Consider the following 12,525-nt stretch of genomic DNA (forward strand, 5'->3'; position numbering starts at 1 on the left):
GTACAGAACGTTGTCGTCAGAGATTAACCTGAGTCGGGCCGCCGTTGTCGCCACGGTCGTTAGTATCTGGCGTGGAAGACTCAATGCCGCTGTTAACCGGTTTCGTCGGCGGCGGTGCGGTTTTATCCGCAGGAGGAAAGTACAGTGGTCCCTTCAGTCCGCAGCCAGTCAGGCTAAACAGCGTGATGAGAACGGCAAGCGTTCGGAAAGCGTTTTTCATTATAAAGTTGCCCGTAAGTTCAAATCTGTTTCTATCATCGCAGGAGAAGACACAAAAGCAAGAGTTTGCCGCTTTCCTGCAACGGGAATTATTTAGGGTTATACTGCCGGCATCACGAAAAACAGGAACAAAACCATGAACGACAGTGAATTCCATCGCCTTGCCGACAACCTGTGGATGACCATCGAAGAGCGTCTTGACGACTGGGACGGCGACAGCGATATCGATTGTGAAATCAACGGCGGTATTCTGACCCTGAGCTTCGAAAATGGCAGCAAAATTATTATTAACCGCCAGGAGCCGCTTCACCAGGTGTGGCTGGCGGCCAAACAGGGCGGCTATCACTTCGATCTGAAGGGTGATGAGTGGGTGTGCGACCGTAGCGGCGTACCGTTCTGGGATCTGCTGGAACAGGCCGCGACCGCGCAGGCGGGTGAGGAAGTGCGTTTCAGGTAGTTTTGTTGCCCGGTGGCGGCTGCGCCTTACCGGGCCTACAACGGCTCGAACCGTAGGCCGGGTAAGCATTAGCCACCCGGCGAAAAGGCTCAGGAGAAATACTGCTGCAACAGCGGCGCGGTGTCCTGATTGGCAGGCGCGGCAGGCGTGACGGCCTGAGTGCGGAACGGGATCACCTGCGCACGGCCATCGACGTTCACAATCTGGTAGAACTGCGGCAGGTTAAAGTTGATAAAGCTTGAGCCGTAGGTAAAGCGGTCATGCGAAGAGGAGTAGAAGCGGCTAACGTCGCGCACCAGCTCCTCTTTACTGCCTTCACAATGGTGATACACCTCGGCGCGGTTGGTCTCATCCAGAATGTAGATGTTGAACCCGGCATCGTCGCCCGACTCTTCAAAGAAGAACTGAATAATCCCTTCACTGGCAAAGCCGTCCACCACCTGCGGGAGCTTAACGTGGTTGGTTTCCACCTGCACCGACAGGCCATGCAGCTTGTTATGCGAAATCGCGCCGTAGAATTCAATGGCGTTTTCCAGCTTCTGTACCGATACGTTGAGACGTTCAAAGAACAGGCCCCAGGTCTGGCCGGAGACGCGCAACGCTTTAAAGCGCCCGGTTTCCTGACGGGTACTGGAGAGACGCAGCTCGATACACTCCGAGACCAGCTGCTGCACGCGGGTACGAATCAACCCACGCAGGTGCTGGCTGTAGCAGAACACTTCCACGCTGTCCGGCGGCGCGGCATCCTGGTGCATCTTGCCGAGAATGGTTTTCAGCGCTTCGATCATCGCCTGCTCGCCGTTGAAGTGCAGGGTACGCACTTCGTTCCACGAGTTGCGGTAGAGCAGGTCCACGCTGCCCACCAGGCAGTTTTGCTGCTCGCCAAAGCTAAAGACGTCCAGCTTGCGGAAGTCAAAATGGACCACCTGATTGCGGAAGGCCGCCGTCGGGTCGTATTCCAGGTTGACGATGATCGCCAGATGGCGAATCTCACACGGGCTGTAGAGCGCTTTTGGCGTCGGCGCAGGCAGACGCAGCGGGAAGTGGTGCGACACATCCGCGACCATCTCCTGCAGCTTAGCGAGATCGACCACCTCGTTGCCTTTGATAAACAGGCGCGTGCGCGAGGTCAGCAGGCCGTTAAACCAGGCCCAGGCCACCAGCTTGTTCAGATAGCGGTTATATTCCAGCGGCTGATGGCTGATAATAGAATCCATGCTTGGCGCACGGTTGTACAGATACCACCCGGTGCGGTTCGCGCGGCCCGGCGGCACGTAGATAAAGGTCAGGTTCGGTTCTGACAGGTCAGGAGAAATCTGCGGGTTAACCAGCGTGACTTTACCCGGCAGCGCTTCAAACGCGGCGTACAGCTTACGGGTCAATACCCCGATATCCTGCGGGCTGGCGGAAACGCTGAGGTTGTTGCGGCGCGCAAAGCGGATCAGATTACGGTAGCTTTGCATCATTGCATCGAGCAGTTCGTTGTGCGCTTCACGCACCTGATCGATTTTCCAGTTGGCCCGGTTGTCGAGCATGGACAGACGCGCGTCGTCCCATCCCCACTCTTTCACTAACTGGCTGACCACTTCACGACGCCAGCCCACGCAGGCGCGTTCGCGGCTCAATTTCTCACAGACTTTGAGATAGAAACATCGACGTACCAGGTCCAGACGCGTGGTGTCATCAATGGCTTTCAGGTATTCGGTTACGCGCTCGAGCATCATGCAGTAGGCGTCGAGCCCGAAGGAGACGATCTCCCCGTCATGCAGGCGCTGTTTGATGTCTTTCGCCAGCAGGCGCGGCGTCGGGTATTCCCAGGAGTAGGCTTCAAGCAGCAGCGTTTTCAGCACCGCTTTGTACGGTGAGTCGATACTCTTATAGAGCTGCCAGAGGCTTGCGCCGAAATACTCTTCCGCAGACAGTGAGCTGAGACCGCCGAGGTCCAGCCATTCGTTTGGCGTCAGTACGCCCTGCGCATAAAGCGACATGACGTAATCGTCGTAATGCTCTTCTTCTTCGCACGGGACCATATTCCACAGAATACGTTTCCCGGCCAGGCGAACGGCAGTACGGTAGAATTCATCCAGCAATAAGATGTGCTGGGTCGAGCCGCAGTCCTCACCACCCAGACTGCCGCTTTCGTTATGGCGGAAACGGTTTTCATCAATCAGGAAGAAGCTCACTTCCACGCCGAGCGAGGCCGCCCAGCTCTCCAGCAGGCTGCATTTACGCTGCAGCAGCTGACGCTCTTCGTTATCGAGCCAGGACTGATGACAGACCCAGATGTCCAGGTCAGAAGAACAGCTTTGCCCTACCGATGAGGTGCTCCCCATTGAGTAAACGCCGGTAATCGGCAGTTCACCTTTCGGGGACTCCTGTGGCGGCATGCCCCGGTAGAGTTCCAGCTCGTTCAAATAATGCTGTTGGGTTTCATCAGGCGTGAAAAGGCAAATGCCCTGGGGAACGTTACCATCAAGGTAGCCAGGCATCAGCGGGTGGTGATAGTGCAATAATGTCGGCAGCAGACTGTATACCTGCTGGAAAGCAGGGCCCATAGCAGCAAGCGCGCGATCCACACGCAGTTGATTTATGGCATCCAGTCTCTGTTTCAGAGTCTCAATATAGAGGTACAAGACGTATCGCCTGATGTTTCCGGGTGTCGCAGCTATTCAAAACACGAGTAACAGCGGACCCGCAGTATTTCAAAAAGATAACCGTTACCCTTTTTCGCCCTTATCATTTTTGGTGGTACCGACGAAAAAATGGTCTAAAACGTGATCAATTTAACACCTTGCCGATTGACCGTAAAGAAAGATGCGCTACATACAAGTGTAGCACCGTTCTGTACGTGTAAATTCCTGAATACGGCTCTGGCTGACGAATACGCCGCCTTGTCCCTCTCACTCTTCATCAACCGTAAAACTGCCATCCCAGAGTCAACAATGTTAGGATGGTTAGCGATTGATAATGACGGTAACAAGCATGTTAGACAATGTTTTGAGAATTGCCACACGCCAAAGCCCTCTCGCGCTCTGGCAGGCACATTATGTGAAGCAGCGCCTGGAAGCCTGCCACAGTGGATTGCGCGTCGAGCTGGTGCCGATGGTCACGCGCGGTGACGTGATCCTCGATACGCCGCTGGCGAAAGTGGGCGGCAAGGGCCTGTTTGTCAAAGAACTGGAACTGGCATTGCTTGAGAACCGCGCCGATATCGCCGTACATTCGATGAAAGATGTGCCCGTCGAGTTCCCGGAAGGGCTGGGGCTAGTGACCATCTGCGAGCGCGAAGACCCGCGCGATGCGTTTGTCTCTAACCGCTATGACTCGCTCGACGCGCTGCCAGCGGGTAGCGTGGTTGGCACGTCGAGTTTACGCCGTCAGTGTCAGCTGGCGGAGCGTCGTCCTGACCTGATCATCCGCTCGCTGCGCGGTAACGTCGGCACGCGTCTGGGCAAGCTGGATAACGGCGATTACGATGCCATTATCCTCGCCGTTGCCGGCCTGAAGCGTCTGGGGCTGGAAGAACGTATTCGCGTAGCGCTGCCGCCAGAGCTCTCACTGCCCGCTGTTGGCCAGGGTGCCGTCGGCATCGAGTGCCGTCTGGACGATGCGCGTACCCGCGAGCTGCTTGCCCCACTGAATCATGACGAAACCGCTACGCGCGTAAAAGCCGAGCGGGCGATGAATACCCGCCTCGAAGGCGGGTGCCAGGTGCCAATTGGCAGCTATGCTGAATTGACGAATGGCGAACTGTGGCTGCGCGCGCTGGTAGGCGCCCCGGACGGTTCGCAGATGGTGCGCGGCGAACGTCGCGGTAACGCGCAAGATGCCGAGCAGCTTGGCGTGTCGCTGGCGGAAGAGTTACTGGATAACGGCGCCCGCGAGATCCTGGCTGACGTATATAATGGAGAGCCCCCTGCATGAGTATTCTCGTCACCCGCCCTTCTCCCGCAGGAGAGCAGTTAGTGAGCCGTCTGCGCACACTGGGGCAGGTGGCCTGGAGTTTTCCGCTCATTGAATTCTCCCCCGGTCGCGAGCTCTCTGCGCTCGCCGACCAGATGAATACCCTTCAGGACGGTGACCTGCTGTTTGCGCTGTCGCAGCATGCCGTGGAATTTGCCCACGCACAGCTGCAGCAGCAGGACATGGCCTGGCCAACCGCCCCCGGCTATTTCGCGATTGGCCGCACAACGGCACTGGCGCTGCATACCGTAAGCGGCGCGGACGTTCGTTACCCGTTAGATCGGGAAATCACTGAAGTCTTGCTACAATTACCTGAATTACAAACTGTTGCCGGAAAGCGTGCGCTCATTTTGCGCGGCAATGGGGGGCGCGAGCTGCTGGGCGAAACGCTGCGTGAACGTGGTGCGAACGTGACGTTCGTTGAGTGCTATCAGCGCTGTGCAAAACACTACGATGGCGCGGAAGAGGCGATGCGCTGGCACGCGCGAGGCATCAATACGCTGGTGGTCACCAGCGGTGAAATGTTACAACAGCTTTGGGCGCTGATACCGCTTTGGTATCGCGAAAACTGGTTACTCCGCTGTCGGCTTCTGGTCGTCAGTGAGCGTCTGGCGAACCAGGCCCGGGAACTGGGCTGGCAGGATATTCGGATCGCTGATAACGCCGACAACGATGCGCTGCTGCGCGCATTACAATAACTCTCAAATGGGAAGCCATAATGACGGAACACGACAAATCCTCCGCCGTGGTTGAAGAGACCAGGGAGACTGTGGAGACGACGCCACAGCCAGAGACGACTGAGAAAACCGCTGAGAAGAAAAACGGCAGCAACAAAACAAGCCTCACGCTGAGCGCGATTGCCATCGCCATTGCGCTGGCAGCGGGGGCTGGCCTGTACGGGCTGGTGAAGCAACAGAGCGCTAACCAGACGTCCACCAGCGATGCGCTGGTGAATCAGCTCACTGCCCTGCAAAAAGAGCAGGAGACGCAGAAAACCGAGCTGGAAGCCGTGATTAAGCAGCAGGCCGCCGCGCTTGCCGAAGCGAACAGCAAACAGGAAGAGCTGACCAAACAGCTGGGTGAAGTTCAGCAGAAAGTCGCCACGATTTCCGGCACCGATGCCAAAACCTGGCTGCTCTCGCAGGCTGACTTCCTGGTGAAGCTCGCCGGACGTAAGCTCTGGAGCGATCAGGACGTCACCACTGCCGCCGCGCTGCTGAAAAGCGCCGATGCAAGCCTGGCGGACATGAACGACCCGAGCCTCATTACCGCCCGTCGCGCGATTACCGAAGACATCGCCAGCCTCTCCGCCGTTTCGCAGGTGGATTACGACGGCATTATCCTTAAAGTGAATCAGCTGTCGAATCAGATTGATAACCTGCAGCTGGCGGATAACAACGACGACGACTCCCCGATGGATTCCGACGGTACGGAGCTTTCCAGCTCGCTGAGCGAATGGCGCATAAACCTGCAGAAAAGCTGGCAGAACTTTATGGACAGCTTTATCACTATCCGCCGTCGCGACGAAACTGCCGTACCGCTGCTCGCGCCGAACCAGGACATCTATCTGCGCGAGAACATTCGTTCCCGCCTGCTGGTGGCGGCCCAGGCCGTGCCGCGTCATCAGGAAGAGACCTATAAACAGGCGCTGGATAACGTCTCAACGTGGGTACGCGCTTACTACAACACCGATGATGCGACGACCACCGCCTTCCTCGAAGACATTGATAAGCTGAGTCAGCAGAACATCACCATGAACGTGCCGGACAAGCTGACCAGCCAGCCGATTCTGGAGAAACTGATGCAGACGCGCGTGCGTAACCTGCTGGCGCAGCCGGGCGTGCCGGCTGAGCAAACGGGCGGAGCGGCACCTGCTCCGGCTCCTGCGCCTGAAAGCGCACCGCAGGGAGAGTAACGATGCTAAAAGTCCTCTTACTCTTTATCCTGCTGATCGCCGGGATCGTCCTGGGACCTATGCTTGCGGGTCATCAGGGTTATGTCCTGATCCAGACCGATAACTACAACATTGAAACCAGCGTAACGGGTCTGACGATCATTCTGATCCTCGGCGTGGTGGTGCTGTTTGCGATCGAGTGGATCCTGCGCCGTATTTTCCGTACCGGTGCCCATACCCGCGGCTGGTTCGTTGGCCGTAAGCGCCGTCGCGCCCGTAAACAGACCGAGCAGGCGCTGCTTAAGCTCGCAGAGGGTGACTATCAGCAGGTTGAAAAGCTGATGTCGAAAAACGCCGACCATGCCGAACAGCCGGTGGTGAACTATCTGCTGGCGGCCGAAGCGGCGCAGCAGCGCGGTGACGAAGCCCGCGCTAATCAGCACCTGGAGCGAGCGGCTGAGCTGGCTCACGGCGACCCGATTCCGGTGGAAATCACGCGCGTTCGTCTGCAGCTGGCACGCAATGAGAATCACGCGGCTCGCCACGGCATCGACCGTCTGCTGGAAGTCGCGCCGCGTCATCCGGAAGTGCTGCGCCTTGCCGAGCAGGCCTATATTCGTACCGGCGCCTGGGGCTCACTGCTGGACATCATTCCGTCGATGGCGAAGGCCGAGGTGGGCGACGATGAACATCGTGATGAGCTTCAGCGTCTGGCGTGGATTGGCCTGATGGATCAGGCGCGCGCAGACCTGGGCAGCGACGGTCTGAAAACGTGGTGGAAGAATCAGAGCCGTAAAACGCGTCAGCAGGTTCCTCTGCAGGTGGCGATGGCGGAACATCTCATCGAGTGTGACGATCACGACACGGCTCAGGCGATCCTCCTCGACGGTCTGAAGCGCCAGTACGACGATCGTCTGGTGATGGTGATCCCGCGCCTGAAAACCAACAATCCTGAGCAAATCGAAAAAGTGCTGCGTCAGCAGATTAAAACCGTCGGCGATCGACCGCTGCTGTGGAGCACGCTCGGCCAGTCGTTGATGAAGCACGGCGAATGGCAGGAGGCGAGCCTCGCCTTCCGTGCAGCGCTGAAGCAGCGTCCGGACGCCTTCGACTACGCCTGGCTTGCCGATACGCTGGACAAGCAGCATAAGCCGGAAGAGGCCGCCGCCATGCGCCGTGACGGGCTGTTGCTGACCCTGCAAAACAACGGTACCCAGCAATAAACAAAAAGGAGGCCAGACGGCCTCCTTTTTTTATCGCCTTTCTGCTGCTACATTCTTTACACCTATATCCGATAACGAAAACGCCAATGTAACGATCTCTTTTCATTAACTTTTTCTCACACACGCGCACATTCTGCAGCGTGGATTAAATCGTTTTTGAAAGGAAATCGTCATGAACTCGCTTCTCTATGCGCTGATTGAAGCGCTGCGCTGCCACCGCTGGCTGCGCCTCCTTGCTTGTGCTTTTATCTTTTCTTCGCTGGGGAATGGCTTAACCCAGGTCGTGGTCTTCGGCTTGCTGTTAGCATGGTCAGCCCCGCCCGCACTGCTCACCCTCGCTTTTCTTTTCGCTACGGTACCGGGGTTTATCGGGAGTACGATCGGCGAAAAGCTGTGCTCCCGATGTTCTCCGATCGCCCTGCTGATACTGACCGAGGCGCTGGGATTGCTCGCCCTGCTCTTTCCCCTCCTTGGTGTGGGTTATCACAGCGTTACCGCGTTACTCGCCGTGCAATCCACCGAAGCGCTGCTCAGCGGGATGAGCTGGCCCGCGCTGACGTTGCTCTTCAAGCGCGGTCTCAGCGAAGCGGAGCTGCCTGCTGCGACCTGTCTGGAAAATGTGATTTTTGCTTCTCAGGTTTTGCTGGGGACCGGCCTGGGCGTGATGCTGTTTCAGAAGATATCCGTATTTACCCTTCTGGCCATTGATGCCGCCAGCTTTCTCGGGTCACTGCTCATGCTATGGCTGGCTGGACGCCGGTTTTCTGCGCCATCACTCCCGTCCCTCGAGGAAGAGGAAGCCCCTGTGGCATTACGCTGGCGGACGTTGACCGTTCGGCAGAAACGCAGTCTGCTCATCCTGCCAGCGCTGGCGGCCGTCGGCTCGCCGGCCATGGCACTGCTTCCGGCACTGGCACAGCAAATCCATCCTCAGGATGCGGCGGGCCTTGCTCTGCCGCTGCTTTTCGCCAGGAGCCTGGGACAGCTTTGCGGTCCCATGTTGCTAAAAAAAGAGAGCCTGACGCGCTTTGCCGCTCGCACGCCACGCATCATCGTTTGTCTCGGCATCTTTCTGGCCGCTTATGGAATGCTGCCGTTGTTGTCCGGGTGGATGGCATGTGCGCTGGGGATGATCTTTATCGCGCATCTGGCTTCGAATGTTCTGTTCGCGGCCGGGACGTTTGGCGTTCTCAGTAGTTTTCATATTACGCAAACCGCTTCGGCCAGTGGTAAAGCCTGGCGCTGGCAAACGCTCAGCGCCTCTCTCTTCACCGGCATCGCAGCGGCAGTGGCTGCCGGGTTTGGCTCAGTAGCCGCACTCTATGCCGTCTCGTCAGCGGCCCTTATGATGGTTGCCCTGATCGTGCGCCGGTATCGGGAATAAGGCATAAAAAAACGCCTGCTATAAAAGCAGGCGTTAAAACAGGTCTGTAAGACAACATATTTGGTGCTTCACTCAACGTTATGTCCATGGTGTCTGATGAGGCCGAAGCGACATCTGTCAGTGGACGATAAGCACCGTAAATGGCTCTGCGTCATTCCGGAGTTTATGAGGCACGAAGGCGAACATAAGAGATGGAATGAGCATCTACACGCATATTATTGCACGTAACGTGCCAACATGACACGCAGAACTTTTACATGACGCAACATTTTAAGATAAAAGGAAATTATGCTGTTAAGCGTCGTCTTAATCGCTACAACATATCGGTCAACGCAGAAATATGTCGCCAGGAGGAGACAGCAAAACCTATGGATAGTAAATATGTTTATTTTCAATGAATTATATGTCGCTGAATCGCGACAATGAAACAGGGCGCTGTCGGGGAATCACTACGGGGGTGAAAAGTGGCAGAAAACAAAAAACCCCGCCGAAGCGGGGTTCAAAATTGGTCGGCGAGAGAGGATTCGAACCTCCGACCCACTGGTCCCAAACCAGTTGCGCTACCAAGCTGCGCTACTCGCCGATGTACTGCTTTTTGAATTTTTAGTTCAATTCATTTAAAAAGTCGTGGTGCGAGGGGGGGGACTCGAACCCCCACATCCTAAGGATACTAACACCTGAAGCTAGCGCGTCTACCAATTCCGCCACCTTCGCAATTCACAACTCTTTCAATAATGGGGTGGCTAATGGGATTCGAACCCACGACAACTGGAATCACAATCCAGGGCTCTACCAACTGAGCTATAGCCACCACTGTATTCTTTCACGCGGTACTGACTACTTCTCAGACCACCGCAGCTCTAGCGCCGGGACTAAAATGGCGCGCCCGACAGGATTCGAACCTGAGACCTCTGCCTCCGGAGGGCAGCGCTCTATCCAGCTGAGCTACGGGCGCTTAGCGCCGTTGCGGGGCTGGATATTACGTACCTCCGTCCCCGCTGTCTAGTGCTTTTTTGAAAAAAATGCGCGTTTGGTTATCGTTTGCACATTTTGCCGCTTATTCCTCCACTTTCTGCGTGGTGGCACGGCGACCGAGACCAAAAAGCTTATAGGCAGCCGTTACAGCGGCCAGGAAGATCATCCCGACAAACAGCGACATGCGGGTATCTTCATTAAAGTACATTCCGATTAATACGCAAATCAGGAACGTCATCGTTAAATAGTTCGCATACGGGAACAGAATTGAACGGAACGGATGGCTTTCAATCGCCTTTTTATGCGCATGACGGAAACGCAGCTGGCTGATGAGGATAACAAACCACGGCACCATGCCCGGCAGGACGCTGGCGCTGTAGACGTAAACGAACACCCGCTGCGGATTGGGAATGATGTAATTCAGGCAAGAACCAATCAGCAGGATCGCAATCGAAACCGCCACGCCCGCCACCGGCACGCCAGCACGTGACACTTTGCTCATCGCCGCAGGCAGCTGGTTATTCTTCGAGAGCGCATAGAGCATACGCCCACAGCTGTACATCCCGCTGTTACACCCTGACAGCGCGGCCGTCAGGACCACAAAGTTAATGATGCCCGCCGCCGCCGTGATACCAATTTTGGCAAAGGTTAAAACAAACGGGCTACCCGTCGTGCCAATTTCGTTCCACGGGAAGATGGTTACGATAACGAAGATCGCGCCCACATAGAAAATCAGGATGCGCCACAGCACTTTGCCCACCGCGCTACGCAGCGTGACCTGAGGATTTTTCGCTTCACCGGCAGTAATACCGATCAGCTCTACGCCCTGATACGAAGCCACAACGATACACAGCGCCGTCAGGAAACCCTTCCAGCCGCCGGCAAAGAAGCCGCCGTTTTCGGTCAGGTTACCGAAACCGATAGCGTGTCCACCGTTGCCAAAGCCGAAGAAAATCACGCCCAGGCCAACAACAATCATCACGATGATGGTGGTGACTTTAATCATCGCGAACCAGAACTCGATCTCACCATAAAGACGCACGGCGGCCAGGTTTGCCAGCGCCACCAGCCCCACGGCAATAAGCGCGGGTATCCACTGGGCCATGTCCGGGAACCAGAACTGGACGTAGACCCCTATCGCGGTGATCTCGGAGATGCCCACCGCCATCCACATGAACCAGTATGACCAGGCTGTCAGGTAGCCGAAAAAGGGGCTCATATACCGGTGCGCGTAAACGGCGAAGGAGCCGGTTACCGGCTCCAGGAAGAGCATTTCGCCCATGGAACGCATGATGAAGAAAACAAACAGCCCGGCAATAATGTACGCCAGTAATACGGAAGGGCCTGCCCACTTGAGCGTGCTTGCGGAGCCCATAAACAGGCCCACGCCGATAGTGCCGCCCAGCGCTATCAGTTCAATATGACGAGCTTCCAGCCCACGCTGTAGCTCCTGTTTTTTCTCTGCCATAGATCCTCGATTGTGTTTGCTGTTTCCCGACTTAAGACCGGGTATTGTTTTTTAGGGGGACTAAAATACGGAGCGAATGGTTTCTTAAAATGTGCCAAATGGCAAACGATGCATAAAAAAAATGAATGCATTGCACAGATTATCAGCAGTTTTGCAGGCGAGTTGCAGCGCGAATAGCATATCGCGCTACATTTTGATTACATTTTCCCGGTGTAATGCCAGGCGAGGTAGCGAAGCAGACGGATCTGTCGTTTAATGCGTGTCGGCTGCGATAGCAGGCGATACAGCCACTCCAGCCCCAGATGTTGCCAGACCGCTGGCGCACGCTTGACGTGGCCGGTAAAGACGTCATATGTGCCGCCAACGCCCATGTAGAGGGCATCCGGGCAGACCAGACGACAGTCACGCATCAGGATCTCCTGACGCGGGGACCCCATCGCCACGGTGACAATCTTCGCCCCGCTGTCACGAACGCGCTCAAACAGCGCCTGCCGATCTTCCGGTTTGAAGTAACCATCCTGGCTGCCGACAATATTAACATTCCATTGACGACGCAGTTTCTCTTCCGTCTGGGCCAGTATCTCCGGCTTCCCGCCAATCAGGAACACGGGCGTTCCCTGCGCGCCTGCGCGGGCCATAAGCTGCTCCCAGAGATCGGCACCCGCCACGCGGGAAACATTAGCGTCAGGATACTTTTTACGGATAGAGCGAACCACGCTGATCCCGTCCGCGTATTTAAATTCGGCCCCGTCTATCAGGCTTTTGACTTCCGCGTTATCCTCAACCGCCAGCATCTTTTCCGCGTTGATGGCCACCAGCGTACCGGATTTCATCTGGCCGTCGGCGAACAGAAAATCCAGCGCGTGCTGCATGTCGCGCCAGCCAATCAGCTGCAGACCACGTAGCGCATAGCGCGGTGCAGAAATTCTATCAGTCATTACT

At 56.3% G+C, this 12,525-nt stretch carries 10 protein-coding genes and 4 tRNA genes; 6 read left to right on the forward strand and 8 right to left on the reverse strand.

Annotated features, from left to right (window positions below):
* Nucleotides 1–16: 16 nt before the first annotated feature.
* Nucleotides 17–220, reverse strand: a complete 204-nt coding sequence (locus tag L362_RS0123180) for an LPS translocon maturation chaperone LptM (protein ID WP_021242847.1) — start codon at nucleotides 218–220, stop codon at nucleotides 17–19.
* A 135-nt stretch (nucleotides 221–355) separates the two neighbouring features.
* Here L362_RS0123180 and cyaY point away from each other — a divergent pair, with 135 nt between their 5' ends.
* Nucleotides 356–676 carry an iron donor protein CyaY gene (gene cyaY, locus L362_RS05480; protein ID WP_008501546.1) on the forward strand — a complete coding sequence of 107 codons (321 nt, stop codon included), beginning with the start codon at nucleotides 356–358 and terminating at the stop codon, nucleotides 674–676.
* Nucleotides 677–765: 89 nt separating this feature from the next.
* Here cyaY and cyaA read toward each other — a convergent pair whose 3' ends face one another.
* Entirely contained in the window at nucleotides 766–3,309 is a 2,544-nt protein-coding gene (cyaA, locus tag L362_RS05475; RefSeq protein ID WP_008501547.1) for a class I adenylate cyclase, read from the reverse strand.
* Nucleotides 3,310–3,658: 349 nt separating this feature from the next.
* Between cyaA and hemC the strand changes: the two genes are divergently transcribed.
* From hemC to L362_RS05450, 5 genes are all read left to right on the forward strand, one after another.
* Complete coding sequence (gene hemC / locus L362_RS05470) at nucleotides 3,659–4,600, forward strand: hydroxymethylbilane synthase (protein WP_021242846.1); 942 nt, start codon at nucleotides 3,659–3,661, stop codon at nucleotides 4,598–4,600.
* A complete protein-coding gene (gene hemD / locus L362_RS05465) occupies nucleotides 4,597–5,337 on the forward strand; it encodes a uroporphyrinogen-III synthase (protein WP_023345088.1) in 741 nt (246 codons plus the stop codon). Before hemC ends, hemD begins: the two co-directional genes overlap by 4 nt.
* A 20-nt stretch (nucleotides 5,338–5,357) precedes the next feature.
* Nucleotides 5,358–6,554, forward strand: coding sequence for a uroporphyrinogen-III C-methyltransferase (gene hemX / locus L362_RS05460; RefSeq protein ID WP_023345089.1), 1,197 nt, complete (start codon nucleotides 5,358–5,360; stop codon nucleotides 6,552–6,554).
* 2 nt (nucleotides 6,555–6,556) lie between these two features.
* Complete coding sequence (gene hemY / locus L362_RS05455; protein WP_023293568.1) at nucleotides 6,557–7,756, forward strand: protoheme IX biogenesis protein HemY; 1,200 nt, start codon at nucleotides 6,557–6,559, stop codon at nucleotides 7,754–7,756.
* Nucleotides 7,757–7,928: 172 nt separating this feature from the next.
* Nucleotides 7,929–9,140 (forward strand): MFS transporter, encoded by a 1,212-nt coding sequence (locus tag L362_RS05450; protein ID WP_023345090.1) that lies wholly within the window; start codon nucleotides 7,929–7,931, stop codon nucleotides 9,138–9,140.
* A 506-nt stretch (nucleotides 9,141–9,646) separates the two neighbouring features.
* Here L362_RS05450 and L362_RS05445 read toward each other — a convergent pair.
* From L362_RS05445 to wecG, 6 genes are all read right to left on the reverse strand, one after another.
* Nucleotides 9,647–9,723, reverse strand: a tRNA-Pro gene (locus tag L362_RS05445).
* Nucleotides 9,724–9,768: 45 nt separating this feature from the next.
* Nucleotides 9,769–9,854: transfer RNA gene (locus tag L362_RS05440), tRNA-Leu, on the reverse strand.
* Between the two features lie 21 nt (nucleotides 9,855–9,875).
* A tRNA-His gene (locus L362_RS05435) sits at nucleotides 9,876–9,951 on the reverse strand.
* Between the two features lie 67 nt (nucleotides 9,952–10,018).
* Nucleotides 10,019–10,095: transfer RNA gene (locus tag L362_RS05430), tRNA-Arg, on the reverse strand.
* A 102-nt stretch (nucleotides 10,096–10,197) separates the two neighbouring features.
* Complete coding sequence (locus tag L362_RS05425; RefSeq protein ID WP_023345091.1) at nucleotides 10,198–11,583, reverse strand: bifunctional threonine/serine APC transporter ThrP; 1,386 nt, start codon at nucleotides 11,581–11,583, stop codon at nucleotides 10,198–10,200.
* Nucleotides 11,584–11,780: 197 nt separating this feature from the next.
* The gene (gene wecG / locus L362_RS05420; RefSeq protein ID WP_023345092.1) at nucleotides 11,781–12,521 is read right to left on the reverse strand and encodes a lipopolysaccharide N-acetylmannosaminouronosyltransferase; all 741 of its coding nucleotides are present in this window, start codon (nucleotides 12,519–12,521) and stop codon (nucleotides 11,781–11,783) included.
* Nucleotides 12,522–12,525 lie beyond the last annotated feature (4 nt).

The sequence above is a fragment of the Enterobacter sp. MGH 16 genome (assembly GCF_000493175.1).
Classification (GTDB): Bacteria; Pseudomonadota; Gammaproteobacteria; order Enterobacterales; family Enterobacteriaceae; genus Enterobacter; species Enterobacter roggenkampii.

Bases quoted from the DNA above. Each gene is read 5' to 3' on its own strand.
- L362_RS0123180 (WP_021242847.1), bottom strand. From the start codon at position 220: ATGAAAAACGCTTTCCGAACGCTTGCCGTTCTCATCACGCTGTTTAGC.
- hemY (WP_023293568.1), top strand. From the start codon at position 6,557: ATGCTAAAAGTCCTCTTACTCTTTATCCTGCTGATCGCCGGGATCGTC.
- hemX (WP_023345089.1), top strand. From the start codon at position 5,358: ATGACGGAACACGACAAATCCTCCGCCGTGGTTGAAGAGACCAGGGAG.
- hemC (WP_021242846.1), top strand. From the start codon at position 3,659: ATGTTAGACAATGTTTTGAGAATTGCCACACGCCAAAGCCCTCTCGCG.
- cyaY (WP_008501546.1), top strand. From the start codon at position 356: ATGAACGACAGTGAATTCCATCGCCTTGCCGACAACCTGTGGATGACC.
- hemD (WP_023345088.1), top strand. From the start codon at position 4,597: ATGAGTATTCTCGTCACCCGCCCTTCTCCCGCAGGAGAGCAGTTAGTG.
- L362_RS05450 (WP_023345090.1), top strand. From the start codon at position 7,929: ATGAACTCGCTTCTCTATGCGCTGATTGAAGCGCTGCGCTGCCACCGC.
- wecG (WP_023345092.1), bottom strand. From the start codon at position 12,521: ATGACTGATAGAATTTCTGCACCGCGCTATGCGCTACGTGGTCTGCAG.
- L362_RS05425 (WP_023345091.1), bottom strand. From the start codon at position 11,583: ATGGCAGAGAAAAAACAGGAGCTACAGCGTGGGCTGGAAGCTCGTCAT.